Source organism: Blautia stercoris (assembly GCF_054657695.1).
The window spans coordinates 723,244-741,332 of sequence record NZ_BAAHYF010000001.1; the positions used below are offsets into that span (position 1 = coordinate 723,244).

19 protein-coding genes and 1 pseudogene are annotated in these 18,089 nt (G+C 32.5%); 2 read left to right on the top strand and 18 right to left on the bottom strand.

Annotated elements, in window-relative coordinates:
• Positions 1-161 precede the first annotated feature (161 nt).
• Together ACYQ2D_RS03530 and ACYQ2D_RS03535 are read right to left on the bottom strand one after the other, a co-directional pair.
• Entirely contained in the window at positions 162-1,100 is a 939-nt protein-coding gene (locus tag ACYQ2D_RS03530) for a nucleotidyltransferase family protein (RefSeq protein ID WP_117456269.1), read from the bottom strand.
• Entirely contained in the window at positions 982-1,461 is a 480-nt protein-coding gene (locus tag ACYQ2D_RS03535) for a VanZ family protein (protein WP_459784665.1), read from the bottom strand. Before ACYQ2D_RS03535 ends, ACYQ2D_RS03530 begins: the two co-directional genes overlap by 119 nt.
• Here ACYQ2D_RS03535 and ACYQ2D_RS03540 point away from each other — a divergent pair.
• Positions 1,428-1,649, top strand: coding sequence for a DUF6219 family protein (locus ACYQ2D_RS03540; protein WP_117456267.1), 222 nt, complete (start codon positions 1,428-1,430; stop codon positions 1,647-1,649). The genes ACYQ2D_RS03535 and ACYQ2D_RS03540 overlap by 34 nt on opposite strands.
• Positions 1,650-1,716: 67 nt before the next feature.
• On the opposite strand, the gene ACYQ2D_RS03545 is transcribed toward ACYQ2D_RS03540, so the two are convergent.
• The 5 genes from ACYQ2D_RS03545 to ACYQ2D_RS03565 form a co-directional block, all read right to left on the bottom strand.
• Positions 1,717-2,982 carry an AAA family ATPase gene (locus ACYQ2D_RS03545; RefSeq protein ID WP_459784666.1) on the bottom strand — a complete coding sequence of 422 codons (1,266 nt, stop codon included), beginning with the start codon at positions 2,980-2,982 and terminating at the stop codon, positions 1,717-1,719.
• Positions 2,983-3,234: 252 nt separating this feature from the next.
• Positions 3,235-3,612, bottom strand: coding sequence for an SMU1112c/YaeR family gloxylase I-like metalloprotein (gloA2, locus tag ACYQ2D_RS03550; RefSeq protein WP_118700879.1), 378 nt, complete (start codon positions 3,610-3,612; stop codon positions 3,235-3,237).
• Positions 3,613-3,759: 147 nt separating this feature from the next.
• A complete protein-coding gene (locus ACYQ2D_RS03555) occupies positions 3,760-4,020 on the bottom strand; it encodes a hypothetical protein (protein WP_117457954.1) in 261 nt (86 codons plus the stop codon).
• Positions 4,001-4,582 (bottom strand): DUF3990 domain-containing protein, encoded by a 582-nt coding sequence (locus ACYQ2D_RS03560; protein WP_459784667.1) that lies wholly within the window; start codon positions 4,580-4,582, stop codon positions 4,001-4,003. The genes ACYQ2D_RS03555 and ACYQ2D_RS03560 overlap by 20 nt, the downstream gene beginning before the upstream one ends.
• Positions 4,579-4,800, bottom strand: a complete 222-nt coding sequence (locus ACYQ2D_RS03565) for a DUF3791 domain-containing protein (protein ID WP_117457952.1) — start codon at positions 4,798-4,800, stop codon at positions 4,579-4,581. The genes ACYQ2D_RS03560 and ACYQ2D_RS03565 overlap by 4 nt, the downstream gene beginning before the upstream one ends.
• A 366-nt stretch (positions 4,801-5,166) precedes the next feature.
• Here ACYQ2D_RS03565 and ACYQ2D_RS03570 point away from each other — a divergent pair, with 366 nt between their 5' ends.
• Complete coding sequence (locus ACYQ2D_RS03570; protein ID WP_459784668.1) at positions 5,167-5,964, top strand: PD-(D/E)XK nuclease family transposase; 798 nt, start codon at positions 5,167-5,169, stop codon at positions 5,962-5,964.
• Between the two features lie 317 nt (positions 5,965-6,281).
• Here ACYQ2D_RS03570 and ACYQ2D_RS03575 read toward each other — a convergent pair whose 3' ends face one another.
• The 11 genes and pseudogenes from ACYQ2D_RS03575 to ACYQ2D_RS03625 all read right to left on the bottom strand — a co-directional run bounded on the left by ACYQ2D_RS03575 (position 6,282) and on the right by ACYQ2D_RS03625 (position 17,689).
• Complete coding sequence (locus ACYQ2D_RS03575) at positions 6,282-8,426, bottom strand: SEC-C domain-containing protein (RefSeq protein ID WP_459784669.1); 2,145 nt, start codon at positions 8,424-8,426, stop codon at positions 6,282-6,284.
• 658 nt (positions 8,427-9,084) lie between these two features.
• Positions 9,085-9,239, bottom strand: a pseudogene (locus tag ACYQ2D_RS03580) (sugar transferase); the annotation flags it as partial.
• A gap of 127 nt (positions 9,240-9,366) precedes the next feature.
• Positions 9,367-9,651: a hypothetical protein gene (locus ACYQ2D_RS03585; protein WP_459784670.1), complete on the bottom strand. Its 285-nt coding sequence runs from the start codon at positions 9,649-9,651 to the stop codon at positions 9,367-9,369.
• Positions 9,652-9,835: 184 nt separating this feature from the next.
• Entirely contained in the window at positions 9,836-9,985 is a 150-nt protein-coding gene (locus ACYQ2D_RS03590; RefSeq protein WP_459784671.1) for a hypothetical protein, read from the bottom strand.
• Positions 9,986-10,099: 114 nt separating this feature from the next.
• The gene (locus tag ACYQ2D_RS03595) at positions 10,100-10,738 is read right to left on the bottom strand and encodes a VanZ family protein (protein WP_459784673.1); all 639 of its coding nucleotides are present in this window, start codon (positions 10,736-10,738) and stop codon (positions 10,100-10,102) included.
• Positions 10,739-10,754: 16 nt separating this feature from the next.
• Complete coding sequence (locus ACYQ2D_RS03600) at positions 10,755-11,693, bottom strand: nucleotidyltransferase family protein (protein WP_459784674.1); 939 nt, start codon at positions 11,691-11,693, stop codon at positions 10,755-10,757.
• Between the two features lie 290 nt (positions 11,694-11,983).
• Entirely contained in the window at positions 11,984-13,156 is a 1,173-nt protein-coding gene (locus ACYQ2D_RS03605; protein ID WP_459784675.1) for a Coenzyme F420 hydrogenase/dehydrogenase, beta subunit C-terminal domain, read from the bottom strand.
• Between the two features lie 7 nt (positions 13,157-13,163).
• Positions 13,164-14,705, bottom strand: coding sequence for a lipopolysaccharide biosynthesis protein (locus ACYQ2D_RS03610; RefSeq protein WP_459784676.1), 1,542 nt, complete (start codon positions 14,703-14,705; stop codon positions 13,164-13,166).
• Positions 14,686-15,819 carry a polysaccharide pyruvyl transferase family protein gene (locus ACYQ2D_RS03615; RefSeq protein ID WP_459784677.1) on the bottom strand — a complete coding sequence of 378 codons (1,134 nt, stop codon included), beginning with the start codon at positions 15,817-15,819 and terminating at the stop codon, positions 14,686-14,688. Before ACYQ2D_RS03615 ends, ACYQ2D_RS03610 begins: the two co-directional genes overlap by 20 nt.
• A 60-nt stretch (positions 15,820-15,879) precedes the next feature.
• Positions 15,880-16,788 carry a glycosyltransferase family 2 protein gene (locus ACYQ2D_RS03620; RefSeq protein ID WP_459784678.1) on the bottom strand — a complete coding sequence of 303 codons (909 nt, stop codon included), beginning with the start codon at positions 16,786-16,788 and terminating at the stop codon, positions 15,880-15,882.
• 94 nt (positions 16,789-16,882) lie between these two features.
• Complete coding sequence (locus ACYQ2D_RS03625; protein ID WP_459784679.1) at positions 16,883-17,689, bottom strand: O-antigen ligase family protein; 807 nt, start codon at positions 17,687-17,689, stop codon at positions 16,883-16,885.
• Positions 17,690-18,089: the final 400 nt, after the last annotated feature.

Sequence of the window (18,089 nt, forward strand, 5' to 3'; positions counted from 1 at the left end):
ATTTCTATTTCTTGTACAAGCTTTCTTTTTTGCAATCAATGTTAATCTAATCATTTTCCATTTTCACCACGACACTCCTGCCGTGGTGATTTTCAAAATTTTTCCATCAATCTCTTTTAATTTTCATCCAGTCTGGTAAAGGATTTCTTCAATCGTTCCACCTACTTCAGGTCTTCAAACAGCTTTTCTTGATATACGCCATCTTCAATCAGTTTCGCAAAAGATTTTACAACGTACTCTTTATCTTCTTTGTAGGTTACTCCAAACCATTTATCATTAGAATCTAACACCTTAACCGATACTTTTCCTGCCTGAAGCAGTTCATCTATGTAAATCGGAAGAAGATATTCTGCTTTTAAGATATTTTTGTCTCCCATATTCGCAAAGAACTCTTTAAATCCATCTTCCAATGTCTGCATAAACTCAGGTGTTAAGCCCCACATATTCATGGATACATAAGATTCTGCATCGATTGGTGTGAGTGTCCCCTCATTATCTACTCCTGCGCCCTCAGAAGTCTTTACGATATTTGAAGTTTCATCTACCCCTGTCAGATACCCTTCTTCGTTTACCTCGCATACCCCTCTGGTTACTGCACCATTTTCACTTAAGGTATTTTTCAAAATAAATCCTGCCATGCAGAACTCATTTGCTTTCTCTGGTGTATATTTCTCCAGGAAGCCATGTAATTTCACAAATGCTTCTTTTCCATAGTAATCATCTGCATTGATAACTGCAAACGGCTCATGGAGCACATCCTTGCAGGCAAGTACCGCCTGACCGGTTCCCCAAGGTTTGGTACGGTCTGCCGGAAGTTCTACTCCCTCCGGAAGTGCATTTAATTCCTGATATGCATAAGCAATTTCTACATTTAAATTTTTGCAGATTTCCTCGATACGGTCACCGATTGCTTCTTTGAAGGCATCCTCGATATCCTTACGAATGATAAATACGATTTTATTGAAACCGGCTTCAATTGCATCATGGATGGAATAATCCATAATGATTTCTCCATTTAATCCTACCGGAGCAAGCTGTTTGATTCCACCACCGAAGCGGGAACCGATACCGGCTGCCATGATTACTAATGTTGTTTTCATTTTTTGATACTCTCCTCGTTCGTTTTTTTATGGTTATTATTTTACCAAATCCCTTCCAAATTGTCCAGCCAATTAATGTTCCTGCTGTATTTGTAACAACATCATCTAATTGGCAGTACCCTCGCTGGGTGATAAGCTGACTTATCTCAATTCCACACGAAAGCAGGAAACCTGTTAATACACAAAGGCGTATTTTTCTCATTTGCTTCAATACAGAAGAGCTACGAGCAGGAGCAGCAGATTGAGAAAGAATAAAATTTATAAATTTCTTGTTTTCATCCTTTCCAAAAAGAGGTATTATTATAGAAAAACGCAGGAGGTATTCAAATGAAAGCACATAAATATTGGTCACTTGGTGCATTGACAACGATGATTGGAACCTTTTATACCGGCTATAAAAACATGAAAAAGGCTCACAAATATTTTGCTTGCAGCTCTCTTCTCTGTATGATTATGGCTATCTACTCCGGTCATAAAATGATTTCTGGTAAATCCAGAAAAAAGAAAGATTCTATTTCTGAAGAAGCTGCTACACAATCTGAAAAATAACGAAATTTTTCTTCTATGCTTATGTAATCGGAATGCATACATAAAAATGACTCCCCATGAAATATGCTTAATATAAATAATCATGTGGGAGTCTTGTTATTATACCAATCTTAATATCCAGTTTTAAAATCTTACTTTCGTTACTTCCTGGACTCACCATTTCCTTTAACTCCTCGTAAAGCATTTTTGCTTTTTCATAATCCTCCTCATCCATTGCTGCTGAAAATTCTTCTAAATACTGATTGAAAATAGTGGTTTTAGGTTCTACACCCATCTTATGCTCCTGAATAGCTTCTATGCTCCATCCTCTGTAATTGCCTTCTTCTGCATACTGCATTATTTTAATATCAAATAATTCGTCAGCATCCAATGATTGAACGATAAATGGAGAATGTGTAGAAACAATAAACTGACTATTAGGAAATGTTCTTTTTAAATCAGCAACGATTTCTTTCTGCCACTTTGGATGTAAGTGCAAATCAAGCTCATCAATCAAAATCACAGCTTCTTCTTCCAATGGATTCAATGAGTCTGGATTTGCCATTGATAATCTCTTTGCAATATCCGCAATAACCGATAAAACTGCTTTATATCCTCCACTTAACTGATCAATCTGGAGATCTACCCCTTCTGAATTTGTCATTACCATTCTTGACGGTGCTAATTCAATCCTTAAATTGGAATATCCCTTTATCATTCTTTCCAAAGCAGTTCTTACACAATTCAATTTTGGATTCTTATAATCTGGATTTTCACGGATTCCTCGAAGTTCAATATCCTCTTCTGTCTTGAACCAATCATAAAAGTCTCTAAAATAATTGACATTATCAAAACAGTTTCTTAAAGCATCTGTTACCTGAAAGTTTTTTATATGTCCCCTCTGTGGTACTTCTCGTATAATTCTGTCTGTTCCATAATAAAGAATCAATGGCAGCTTTCTCTCTTCCACACATTGTGAATACCTGGACTTCAATTCTTTTAAAGATTTTGCATTTTCCGCTTTTACATCTCCTGCATTTTCAAACGGCTGCTGCGATGATAATCTACGTCTATTTGTCCAGACATATTTTTCGCCATCTAACGTTATCCCTAAAGTAACTGCTGCTCCATTAGCTCCATTCCTTATATCATTATTTGCCAAATCACACTCTTTCATTGCTTCTGCATTAACTGTTCTTAATATGGGTACAAATCCCTTTGTAATTGCCTCGAGTATGGTTGTCTTTCCACTACCATTGTCTCCTATCAACGCAACAAAATTTTTATTTTCAAATGTGATTCTTTGTTTTTGAATACCTCTAAAGTTTGTTAATTCTATAAAATCGACTTTCACTGCGTCACCTTCTTCGTCTAAATATATACTGATTATATCTTACCATTCATCTGCCTGCAAGGTTTACCATTCCTTAATAAAAATTTTTATTTAGCAAATAAACTGCAACTTTTATTCTTATCGACGTTACATTTTGTTATTTTTTATAAAAAGCTGTTTGCGACATTCCGATAAATAAATCTTTGCACAAAAAAGACAGATGTAGGAGTATTTCATTACCTGCATCTGTCTCTTTCTATTCTATGCTATTTTCTACTCATGAATTTCCAATGGAAGTCCATCCGGATCATGGAAAAATGTCATTTTCTTTCCGGTATAATCATCCAGTCGTACCGGCTCTGTTTCAATTCCTTTCCCATTCAATTCTTTTACTGTATCAGCTACACTCTCCACTTTAAATGCCAGATGACGTAATCCCAATGCTTCCGGATAATTTACACGAGCTGGAGCATTTTTTATGATGAAAAGTTCTATTTCCTGCGGTCCACATGCCAGATCAATCTTGTAATCATCACGTTCTTTTCGATAATTTTCTCTGATTACCTTAAATCCAAGCAGATCCACATAAAAATGTTTTGATTTTTCATAATCGCTTCCAATAATTGCAATATGATGAATGATATCGAACATAACTCTCTTTCCTCCGTTTTTCATATGAGACCACCTGTTCCAAAATCTCTATCAGCTGTTTGATTTGATAGGCTTTTAATTCTTTTTGTGGATGTGGCTTATGGAGCAATATGCTTCCATGTTCATCGCTTACGAACATGATATCTTTTATGCAGTCTTTTTTGAAGTGCAATAATCATAAAGACTCAGCAGATAATCAGAGCCTTCTTTCCAAATCTCTGTGTCAAAATCAAAGAGGGCTTCATACACACGAGAACTTGTGAAACGAAGAAGAGCTTCCTCGTAAGAAATCTTTTCTCGTGCAGCAAAAGTTTCTACAGCTTCGCGCATCGCAATTACTGCGCAGCATTCCTTTTGAGAATCTGTAGATTTATAGTTTATAGCATTATCACAATTTGATGTCGCCATAGCGGTCACTCCTTATAAATTCAAGATGCTCGACGGCATCCTGAGTTCTGAAACAAAATTGATCCTCGAGACGGTTTGGTAAAAGTTTTTTAATCGTTTCTTTGTCTGCTTTTGAAGTTCCAGGCTCACCGGCGCCTTCACCGCTGATATAAATCTGAAGGGTACGGGCTGTCTGATCGTCAGCAATCTTTCCACCGATGATATCAATTACGCTGTATTTTTTCAGGAGCTGAGGAAAGAGGTCTTTCTTTCGATTGGCCGTTACAAAATGTAGCCATTCAATACTGGGTTCTTGAAAAAAGTAAGCGAGAATGTTTGGAGCATAGTGAAATTTGTAGACGGATATTTGTCCGTCAGCTGGATCAAAGTTTTTTGGAACAGCACCGATGTGTTTTGCCTTGCGAACAAAAAGCTGGACATAGTTGTATGCCTGTTCATAAGATGAGGTTAAATAAAAACCACGACCAAAATCAAGACCACCCATACAGCGACTTAAGTCGATGTTAGGAATACTGACATAACTTCCGTGGTAGAGAAGCATTCCATCTTCAAGTCCTATCATACGGTAACACCTCGATTCTTGAGCAGGGTTTCAACATCATGCAAAGCACATTCGTAGCTATTCAAATGAAGAATGTCATAGCAGTCGGCGATAAATCCGAGAATGTCGTATTTCTTAAACAGCTCTGCGCAGTCGCTGGGAGACATTTTCCACTTGGATTGAGCCATCCGAAAGACCCAGCACTGCATATCGGCAATATCGATATTATATTCACTCATAGAGCATACCTCCTTTGAGTATAATTTCCCAATTTAAGTATAGCTCTTTTTCTACCGCTTAGCAACGACAGAATTGTAAATTTCAGATTATTTTCTGCCTTGTGAACTTCCGAAAATAAATCCCCTAAATGCAGAATTTCACCCAAACAATTAGGCTAAATTCTCCTGTCCTGCCTGTTTGGGTAATGTAATATTTACCTGGTATATACTGCATTTGTAATACCGTCATAGGCTGTTATTTTTCATCGGCATTTGTCATTTCAAAATTCAGGTATTAAGGATTACTGTTTGCCATGTTAAAATAATGATATAGAAATTCATATTTACTATATTCCATTCTAAAGGAAAACAGGTGGTGTTTTTACAATGAATAATACAGAAGAAACACTGAATTTTGAACAAAAGCATAAAGAGGATCTACAACGCCTTAGAGGGTTCCGTCTTTTAGATGATGATTTTATGAGTAAAGTTTTTGAAGATAAGGCATGTGCGGAATTTCTGCTTCAAATTATTTTGCAAAGACATGACCTTAAAGTACAATCTGCACAGGGACAATACGATATAAAAAATTTACAAGGACGTTCTATTCGCTTGGATATATTAGCTGTCGATACCAATAACCGCTCTTATAATATAGAAATTCAAAGAAGTGATCGTGGTGCCGGTGCAAAACGTGCAAGCTATAATAGCAGTCTTATAGATACCAATATAACTGAAGCTGGCGATAAATATGATGCCCTCACTGAAACCTATGTGATTTTTATTACTGAAAATGATGTATTAAAAGCTGGGCTTCCAATTTATCATATTGACCGCATCATCCAGGAAACCGGTGAACCATTTGGCGATGAAGCTCATATTATTTATGTAAATTCCCAAATCAAAGATGAAACAGAACTCGGAAAACTAATGTACGATTTTTCCTGTACCGTTCCAAAAGATATGTATTATAAAATGCTTGCTGACAGGGTACGTTATTTTAAAGAAGATGAGGAAGGAGTTTTGACTATGTGCAGAGAAATGGAAAATATGCGAAAAGCTGAACGCATTGAAATTGCTAAACGTATGCTGGTCTCCGTCAAACTCACTTATGAAGATATTGCCGCTTTTACAGACCTAACCTTAGAAGAAATCAAGGCTCTGGCTGTACAGAAAACCGCATAACAAAAAAACGAGGAACCATCTCTCTATTTCAGATGTGTTCCTCGTTTCTTTAAATAAAAACTGTTTAACTGTAAACGGTGAAACCTGAGATTGAACGTCGTACAACCGAATCAAATCAACCATATATGAATTGTCACGGTGCTCCGGCTACTAAAAAGTAGTCGGGGATTTTTTTCTATCATACCTAAAATCTAAGCGCTTACGTTCTTTTGGTATTCTCTCACGAATCAACTATTACACTTTATGCTAATCTTTGATATATCAGAATCTTCCAATGCGAGTTTCTGTAAAGTATGCTATTGGACAATCTGACTGCTTTATTTACCACAGCAATACTTATACTTTTTTCCACTGTTACACGGACAAGGATCATTTGGATAAATCTTCTTTTTCTTTTTTGTTGCTTTTCCTTCTTTTTTTACGTTTTTCGCTGCATTTGCAATTGGATCATCCGTGAGCACATATTCTTCCAAAAAAATGCCATAATCTTTTTCATCCATGACCGGAAGAGGAATCCATTCCTTTTTTAACGTATTTGTAAACGGAGAAATTGAGACCGGATTCATCAAATATTCCTTAAATTCATTTGCTTTTGGTTTTCCATATTTCCACAACGTTTTCACGTTTTTGATTTCTACTTTACCTTGCTGCGTTATCAAAATATCAACATAAGGATTCGTAAAATATTTCAAATAAGAAGAATCATCTGTAATAAACACATCCTCTTTTTTAAGTGGTGTATAATCATAGCTATCTGTACATGCAACCAAAATAATATGTTCCTCATCATATGGTTCATCCGGAACTTCAATTGATAGCGCATTCTTAAATTTATCCCAGTCATATTTTACAGACTCTTTTCTACGCTGAAGCTGTTCCACTGCCTTCTTAATATTTTTCTTACGCTCTTCCAAATCATTTAGATCATAAGAAGTCATAATTGCTTTCAACTCTGTTAAAACCAGATGATCGCCTAAAACAGAAACAACATCAAACTCTATTTCTTTTCCATCAAACGCTTCATATTTCACTTTATTCGTATTTACTTGAAAATTAGGAACTTCTTTTAATTTAAGATCTGCAATTCCTTGTTGATATCCCTGTGTTAAGCGCCGCAGAAACTTTTCTTCAAACGCAACTCCTACCGCCGATACATCCTGTTTATATCGAATAAATTGACGTTCTATCACTCGATCTAAATTTACTTGATCCATCAATGCTTGACTAATTACAACCTGTGTCCTGCTTACCTTTAATAATGGCTGTGCAAAAATATCATCTTCCCTGTTATTTTTTTCATGAAAAATAAATCTATCAATTAATTTTTTCGCATAATCTAAATCAAAGTCATGTATTCTTGCCAACTCTTTTGAAAAATATTCAATCTCTACCAGACTAATTTCCTGCAATAAAGTCTCTTGGTTTTCTTCATCTATACACTTTTTTGATGCAACATACAAAATTTCTGAAATTGTTCTTAAAAACTTGTATGTCAAAATCATGTCTCGTACTTCTATTTCTTTTACTTTACAGTCAAGATAATACTCTTTCGTAAGACTTTCTACAATGCGTTCTTTTATATTTGCTATTTTTTCTGCTTCTAAAAATACAGCTTTGTCTGGACAAAAATCAGAGAAGTCCAATAATACGCTTCCTTTTTTCTGCACCTTGAGGAACTCTTCAGAAAGAACAGCAACTTTTTTATTACCTGCAACGTTATCTTTCTGGTTTCTCAAATCCATTAAGACCTGCTGCCTTACCTGGCATTCTCTTCTAAGTACTCCCATCCTTCTGGCTTTATACTTCTCATCATTCTCAATTCCGAATGCAAACGTCAAAATTCCTTCTTCTGTTTTTTTCATCTCCCTAAGCTCATAATACCCATAACGGATTCCTTCTTCGAGCCTGCACAGCATAGCTCTCTGTAACGCAATATATAAATACTGTTCAAACTTTTCATTTTCATAAGGATGAATTTGTTCCACTTGCAAATCTGCAATTTCAATCCTTTCAGGAAAGGATCTTCCAAATTGATAATACAAATAATTTACAATCTGGTTTATATCTTCCAAAAATGTTTCAAAATGATCGAATATCGAATTTTTTACATTTTTATAATGAGTCACTGGTTTCCTAGGAACGGATAGCTCCATCCCTGTACGATAATCCGTATTCATATACTCTCTACAATTTTCTCTGACCAGGCGATTTTGATCTTGGTGAAATAAAATCAGGCTTAGTAATTGCTCTGCAAATGGAACCTTACCAGCTTCACATGAGTCCATTCTCTCAGTGTTTACAGCATTCATTTTATAAAAACACTCTGTATAAACAACTATATCAAGTAAGTCCGCTATAATCTGATTCTCTATTTTAATTCCCTTTTGAATCAAATTACTTATATTAGATTGAGGATTATTCACATTCCTTGCAAGTTCTATCGTGCCCAGTAGAATCTTCATTATTTTCTCATAATCCTTTTTTGAATATTTCATTCCGATTGGATTATGGATGCAGTTTGATTTAAATAAAATATGTTTTAAATCGTGGTCATATGATTTTCCTTCTCTAATCTCCGAATTGCAGCTTAACATCAAAAAAATAACGCTGTATTACATTTTTCTATCTTATCCTCGGAATATGCAAGCTTAAATCTGTTTATTTCTTCTGCTCTGGACATCATTCTAATTTATCCTCCAAACCTAAAAAGTAAAATAACCATTCTATATCCAATTTATTACCGGCAAAATAAGTACTTTTGCTATACTCATTCAAAGCAACTGGATTACCAGTATTAATATAAGTGATGACTTTCAGTAATCACCGCAATATCTCCGCCCTTATCTTTAACATATTCCCAAAGAGGATGTGTCTCGTCTATCTCTTTCTTTATCAAGTTCATCATTTCTTTTTCAACCTGAACTCCATCTTCTCCAGAAGCTATTCTTCACATCTCAGCCAATCTTTAGATTGTTGCCTGCTGCTCACCGTATAGAGGTGTGCGATTATTAGAGCAGCGAGAGCCACGGTCTCCCGTGCCTCCAGTATATCATAGATCCGAGAACAATTCAGCCTCGTAAAGATCTTTTTCTAACATTTTCTTGAAGCTGTCCTTTACAGAAGCTCTACCACTTTTTCAAAATCCGTGATATCACTTCTTCCACTTACCTGCCACATTCCTGTAATTCCCGGTTTTATCGCAAGTCGTGCCCAATGGTGAGCTCATACTCGGAAACTTCTCCAATCAACGGAGGACGTGTTCCTAAGTATGTCAAGTAAGGAACAGCTTTTTTTCAATATTACTCACTCAACACAGAACTATTCAATTACCCTCAAAATAAGCATAAAAAAAGAACCTCCGATTTCTCAGAAGTTCTCGTCCAGTCAATAATTTATAATTTATTACTCTTCATCATCATAAATCAATGCCATTCCACCATCTTTTTTTGCTATCCAACTCATTTTAGGTTGAATATCAACCCCTTCTATTTTGAATATACTTGACGGTTTTAATAATACATATGTGTTATCATCTATCAATATAGACAGCAAATAAGTATCCGCTGTAAAGATTACATCAATACCATCCATTTCTTTAAAATGCTGTTTATAATCAGCTACTATTTTTAATAATCCTTTGTTGCCGCAGTGCTTACAGGTTTGTAAAATATATTTTTTATCATCCATAATAATCTCTTGTTTTCCTCTATATTCGAGTTACTGTCAACCACTCAATGCTCAACAGCGAAATCCTCGTTGTTAAAATTCATAAGCTGTTTTGATTCAATTATTATTTTAACATATACTTCATAATCCAACAATATTTATCCAGTTTTCCGCATCAATGCTTTTGGTTTTTCAATTATCCCTGTCAATAATCTACTGTTAATGTAATATTCAATTCTTGTGCCAATCCTCTCATGGAATCTGCTTCTTCATAAGCTGCACTTAATTCTTGCAAAAAAGCATCGAACTGTTTTTCTGCATCATATTCTGGTTTCTTTTTTGGTCTGCCTGACATATTTTACTCCCCATATTTTCATGTTAATCTAATCATTTTGTCGGAAAATTCAGGGGATTAGCTCCCCTGCTTTGCCCAAAATTTGTCTCAAAATATCAACAAATCTACACCCTATCATTTTTTAATTTCTTCTACTCTTCTGTGTCTAACTTTCCAAATGCAGTAATATATCATTCCACCAACAGCACCTCCCAATGTATTATAGGTCAGATCTGATATTTGAAATGTTCCAAGATGGAATAATAACTGAGTAAATTCTATCATAAAAGAAAATACTGCTACAACTTTTGTGGCTTCCCAAACGGTTTTTCCAAATCTAATATTCTTAGATTCTCCAAGTAATTCTTTTTGAAATGCCCACAATAGTAAAATAGAAAATGGAACAAATAACATGAAATTCTCTATAGATTCTGTTGTAAACTGTCCATCTTCATATAATCCCCATCCTCCAAAAAGCTTTCCAAGCGGATCAAACCATATCTCACGATTTAAAACTGTTCGGAGTAATATCATTGCTGTATAAAAAGCTAATAAGAATGTCCGGCGAAAATTTGAAGAACTTTTAAATGCTCTCCACCATGTTGCAAACATATTTCGGATAAAATTATTCTTTTTCCACCCATGCTCCTTACCATATAAATATAAGAACATTGTTAAAAAGGCAAGGAGAACGGCAGCCCAAAAGGGCTGATAAAGTGCTGATAATACGCTATATGCTATTTTATTAAATATTTCGATTATCTTACTTCCCATTGTTCTCCTTCACTATTTATTTTAAATCCTCAAATAAATTTTTTTGATATACACCATCTTCTATCAGTCTGGCAAATGATTTCACTACATAATCTTTGTCTTCTTTATAAGTTACTCCAAACCACTTATCATTTGTATCTAAGACCTTTACAGAAACTCTGCCTGCCTGAAGAAGTTCGTCTATGTAGATTGGCAATAAATATTCTGCTTTCAGAATATCTTTGTTTCCCATATTTGCAAAGAACTCTTTAAATCCCTCTTCTAAAGTCTGCATGAATTCCGGTGTAAGTCCCCACATATTCATGGATGCGTAGGATTCAGCATTAATTGAAGTGAACTGTCCATCGTTGTCTACTGCTGCACCCTCTGGAGTCTTAACAATATTGGAGGTTTCATGTACTGCTGTGAGATAGCCTTCCTCATTTGTCTCGCAGATACCTCTGGTAACGGCACCATTCTCACTTAACGTATTCTTCAAAATGAAACCTGCCATACAGAACTGATTGGCTTTTTCTGGTGTATAGCCTACAAGGAAATTATGAAGCTTAACAAATGCTTCCTTTCCATAGTAGTCATCTGCATTGATAACTGCAAATGGCTCATACAGAACTTCTTTACAAGCAAGAACAGCCTGTCCTGTTCCCCAAGGTTTAGTACGTCCTACTGGAAGTTCCACACCTTCTGGAAGTTCATTTAATTCCTGATATGCGTAGGCAATCTCCGCTCCAAGATTATTACAAATCTTTTCAATACGATCACCGATTGCTTCTTTAAATGCATCCTTAATATCTTTACGGATAATAAAAACTATTTTGTTGAAGCCTGCTTCTATTGCATCATGGATAGAATAATCCATGATGATTTCTCCATTTAAACCAACCGGAGCAAGTTGTTTGATTCCGCCGCCGAATCGGGAACCGATACCGGCAGCCATGATTACTAATGTTGTTTTCATAACTGCTTTTCTCCTTGTATGTATATTTTTTTATATATTTTGTCAAATAAAACTGATAATATATAGCTTATTATAATCAAAAATACAGTTATCAGTATTTTATTATTTTGTCTAGATGGCATGCAACCTATAATAAATGCTTCATTCAAATACATAAAATATGAATTTTTTCCTAAATACAATTGGTCGTATATACTTTATTATTTCTTCTACAATTTCTCTAATTATTTATATCCATTAGGATTATTCTTTTGCTGTCTCTAAGAATCTTTACACATTTCTGAAAATTTTTAATTTTTATGAATAACTTTTTTTATAATGCTCTTAATTTTTCCCCATAGAACTTCTCTATTAAAGAACTTTTCAATTGAACTATATCCATTATCTTTAAATTTTTTTAAAAGTTTCTGCCTCTTCTCACTATGCTTTGCAGGTTCTTTTAATTGTGTATTTCTTATCAAAACCTTACTGATTGGTACTGGATAAACAACTAATTGTGTTCCAAATTCACTAAGCATTTTTTCTCCTGTATTATTATTAGTCAGCAAACAGGAGACACCTTTTTTTTCTGATATTTTCCCTTTATCAAGTAGTTCCGGACTACATTGTTCAATGCCCCAATAATCTCCAATTGTTATATCTCCAACACGATTACTGTTAGCATAAGGACATTTATAGCAATTCTCTCTATAAATCTCACCATCTAAAAAATATCTATAATAAGATGATTTTTCTGGAGTAACTGTTTCTTCATCTCCATTTTCAAATTTAGCTATACCCGTTAAACCCCATCCATACTTCTTATTTCTAAAATCAATATAACTTAATTCCTGCTTCTTTCTTTTTTGATATTCTTTTAAGTACCCATTAAAAAAACTTTGACTAGGCACTCCATGACATATTATGTCAATAGTAAATAGTAATGTGCCTAAATATCTTTCATATAATGATTTTACAGCATCAACTTGGCAAGGTGTTCCTGAAAATAGAACCTTAGATCCATTTTTCATTAATTCCCCAATCTTTCTAAAACAATCCACAGTATCACTTTGAACATACTTAGATCCCTGTAATTTATAAAGATTTTCTAAGTTATTAATAATTATGTGTTCTACCCTCACTTCACCATTTTCAAAAAAAGATGCTGAACCACACACATATCCTCCCTCTTCGATAAATCTATATGCAATCGCTGAAAATATCCCACCACTAGCTGATTTCATTAGCAGATTGTCATTTTGATTTCCGCCCGCATAACATTTATATTTATTAATTTTCTTTTCACTATTAAATGAACATACCTTTTTGCAAGCTTTACAGTCGATGCAACGATTAGAATCTATAAATGGATATGTAAATCCGAATTCATTAGTTTTAATGGAAATCGCACCTTTAGCACACTTTACAACACAAGCTCCACAGCCACAACAAGCATCTTCCGTATATAATTCTTTTGTGTTCATTAGCTGATCACCTCTTTTTTAATACCTTATCTAATTTCAAAAGTTTAAATAACAATTCTTTTGCATTATTATATTGCTCATCTTGCCTAAAGCAAATCATTAAAATAAACACTGCCAGAAAAACCGTACTAATTCCTTTAAGTATTAAGCCATAGACATTTTCAATATGAATGAAAGAAACTATTACATAAACTACTGTCGTTGAAAACAAAACTTTCAATGTATTTATTATAATAATTTTAAAATATTCTCTGGGATTTCGATTAAAAATCAATGCAGTAACATTTTTTACTATCCAAGGTAAACTTATAAAAAGCTGACTTGTAATTGTTGATAGAATAATCCCATATAATCCCATAAAATTCACTAATAATAAATTTATAATCAAATTGGTAACTCCAGCAATTAAAGGTCTGAATCTATCTTCATGCCATATTCCTCCAGCATCTTTATAAACACTAATCATCATTACCAATTCATAAAACCAAAAGTAAAAGCACAGCAAAACAACTACTAATTGTGAGAGCAACATATTTTTTCCCATCCAAATTGTCATAAATGGCTGGTATAATGTCATAAAACATGCACAACATAAACCACTTACAAAGGAAACTAATAACGTAAAGGTTTTAAACTCTTCATAGTTCTGCTCTTTTGTTTTTGTCAGCATACTATTACCTACGCCAGCTGTAATAGATGCATATATAATAGACATAAATCCAATGATAGAACTCATAATATAATAATAATTCTGATACTGTGCTAAAATCGTAAGACCTAAAAATGCAGAAATAACAATTGTATCTGCAGAACTTACAATTGTATAACCTAGATGAGATGTGAATAAATCTTTAATCTTTCCATTAATTTTTTTAATTTCTTCTTTAGGAAGTTTTCCTTTAGGTTTAAAATCTGGAAACATTCTATTTGATATAATAGCTGTTAATACATTGTTCAATATTTGAGAAATAAGTAATGCTATTACAAATGCATAATAATTATGTAGAACACACAATGCTCCTACCTGAAATATATATTTGACAGTATCAGTGATAATAGTAACTTTGCTAACAACATCAGTTCGCTGATGAGCCTGTAAAATACTATTTTTATATGCAAATAACCAATATGTCAAAACTGTTGCTAATAAATTGAGTAAATATAAAATATAAATATTCATATCAGCTGGAACTGTACCAGAAATCAATTTAGGGATAAATGGTGTCAAAATCAGTCCGCCTACTAAAATCACACCTCCAATAATGCGATAATACAATCTATACAAAGCCATTAATGCACAAATTGTCACAGAATCATCTTCTGCAATTGGTTTATACATACTAAAAACCATTGCACTACCAACACCCAGTTCAGCTAAATTTAAGACTTGAAGAACAGATATAAATAAACTGTTTAACCCTAGATATTCTACACCAATTGTATACATCATAATAGTACGTATAGCAAAAGGTAACAAAATCTGATATAGTTTTAATAATATACCAAAGATAATATTTCTTGATGCATTCTTAGTTTTCTCTATTTTCATATCTATCAATATCTCCATTAATGCTTTTAATTAAATAACTTACTGAAGGTTCTCGTAAAGTATTCAATTTAAGCATGACTTCATCATAATTTATACCGCTTTCTATCATAAACTCTTTATCATAGATTCTATTTTCTAATCCAAGTGTATTTAAAAGTCCTACCATTCTTGAATAACTTTTCTCTGTTTTAAATGTACAAAATTTCTTTTGAAAAATAATTGAAAAAACTGTGGCATGAAATGAATTTGAAACTACATATTCTGCATTCCTTATATACCATAAAAATTCTCCAACCTTGCATCCGTAAACATTATGTACATGCTTTCCACTAAATAAGTTATTTAAATGAAGATATACAATGTCTAATGCTTGTTCTTGGCTAATCTTAGATACATATTCGATTAAACATGGATCATCTTTTTCTAACATATATACAAAAATATATCGTTTATTAAATGCCGACTTTATTTCCAATTTTTTATAATCTTTTTCTTCAAGTAACATAGTTGGATCTAATACAACTTCTATATTCTTGCTTATATTATTTTTTAAAATTTCTTTACCACTCTCTTCTCTAACTGAAATTGCATCAAATTTCTCTATATATCTACACATTTCTTTTAAAATTTTATCTTCGAAACTAGTATGCGCCAAACTCGGTGCATAAGCAATTCTTTTATTTACTCTACCATCTACAAAATCTAAAAAGAAATTGGAATCAACACCTCCTGTACAAACTGGATTCCAAATTTGATCACTTCCGGCAATAAATATATTGAATTCATTATTTAATACAGTTAAATCATCATTACACAAATATTTTTTATTAGTTAAATGCATACTCTCATTTATAAAATGAAGAAAATTATGTTTTCGTCTGATTAATCTATTTATATGCCTATTTTCTGCTATCAATTTTATAGGATGTTTTAACATCCATAATTTTAACAAATGATACATATCATAATTTTTAGATCGATAATCTATAATTTTCACATTATATCCACTATTTATAAGATATTTTTGCAATGCATATGCTTGCAAAACTGAGCCATAATTGTAAGAACAATGAAATGTAATAATACCTATATTTTTCATAATAATTTCATCCATCTCCTCTCCTATTTATCTTCCAAAAAATATATGAGTTACTATTCAAATATTTTTTTATATTCATATTAATAAATATAAAAAAATAAGTATTCTCTTAAAATTCAAATATTTATATCCTTTTTTTCTAACAATTTTATATATAATCTTTTTTCTATCACTACTCGTAAGTTGTCCGGACTTCTTTCCTACAATTCCCCAATCAATTATTAACCTAAAATATTCTTTTTTCAACAACTCAATACTTTTAGGAAAAGAAATTTCTTTTATTAAATGCTCATCAACCCACACCTTATGTTTTAGTTTACTATAGTTCATTACGCTTACCGCACTATTTCCATGTTGCCTATAATTATATAAAATTTGATCTACAATCCTTACTTTCTTACAGAATGTCAAATATTTTAACACAAAATATTTATCTTCCCAAATACTAATACTCTCTGGAAAAACAAGCTGCATTTCATCTATAAGTGCTTTTTTAAATATTTTATTCCATAAATATCCTCCAATTTCAATATTATTAAGAACTTCTGTACCAAACTCAGAAGCATTCATACACAGAATTTTATCTTCAATAACAGAATCTGTATCTGACGGAAAAATTTTATATCCACAACATACTAAATCTACATCATTATTTTCAATTGTTTGACTTAGAATTTCCAGGTAATTATATTCAAGAACATCATCAGCATCAATAAATACAACTAATTCTCCTTTTGCATTTTTTAATCCGATATTTCTTGCAATACTTACACCATTATTATCTGTATGAATTACTTTTACTTTATCCTTATTAAGGCTATATGTTTCACAAATTTCTAAAGAACTATCGCTTGAACCATCATCTACTAATATTGTTTCAAAATCAGATATACTCTGATTAGATAAAGATTGAAGACATTCTGGTAGATATTTTTGACAGTTATATATCGGTATTATTACACTTATTTTTATATTTTTTTTCATATAATCTTTCTCTTCTATTCTATTACTTAATTATACTGGGGCACTTAGAATCGCCAAATCAGATTTTACTTATCAGAACTATGGCTCGACTTTATTAGACTGACGGCTCTGCAACACCATAATAACCATTATTTGTTATACAATTATCATTTATATTACAAAAAGCTATTAGAGCAATTATAATAATAAAATTTGTACGAAATACAATTTCAACTGATGATATAACAATATATGTATATAACAAATATGAAAAAGCGTTTAATTTTCCATTTTTCTGAGCAAATTTTAAGCAACTCCATATCCAGATTGCTAATAAAGCTGTTCCAATAATTCCAAATGATACCACATTATCCAATACTCCATTTTGAACGTTGGACGCTAATACCGTTTGTGAGGCTACATAGGTATTATTTTCATAACCATATCCAAATAAAATGTTTTTTGAGACTAAATATCCAATTCTAGTATAAATATCCATTCTTCCAGTTAAACCAATTTCTTTACCAAGAACATTCTCAATAATAAATTTTATAAATGGTGTAGATAAAAATGCTGCATTTACAAAAAGTATGGTATCAAATATTCCAATGCTAATAAAAGTTGTCACTGGATTGAAAAAATATTTTTCAAATTTTTCAAAACATAATAAACAAAAAACAAAAATAGCTATAATACCTGTCGAACATTTAACATATATTGAAACAAATATCACCAAAGCAATAATTAATATTGTACACATTCTTTTATTTTTTTTAATTAATTGCTGATAGAGAAGATAAAATGCCCAAAAAAACAAATGTAAATAAACAACATTAAATTTATTTCCCAAAAAGAAGCAATTAAATTTATCTCCCGTTCCAAGCTCATCCGATGCTCTGAAAATACCTGGCAGTACTAACATAAGCAAATCATTTACTATCACATAAAATAACGATAGATATGTAAATACTTTTATGACTATCTTCCACATAATATTGCCATAGAAATTGACACATTCAAAAAAAAGAACAGCTACTACTATCGTCATTACATATTTAAATGTAGTCAAATATGAATGAGACGCATAACTCCTTCCACAATACGATGAAATAAATGCAGAAATACAAAAAAGAGTAAGAAACAAATTGATCTTTTGATATTTCTGTATAGAAAATTTTCTCACATTCATAAACAAATATGGAATCATAAAAATTATCAAAGCAATTTTTACAAGATCATATTTCGGTGCATGAACATAGCTTATATTCAAAAAACACAAATGAAACACTATTACACTTATCATTATTATTTCAAGATGTTTT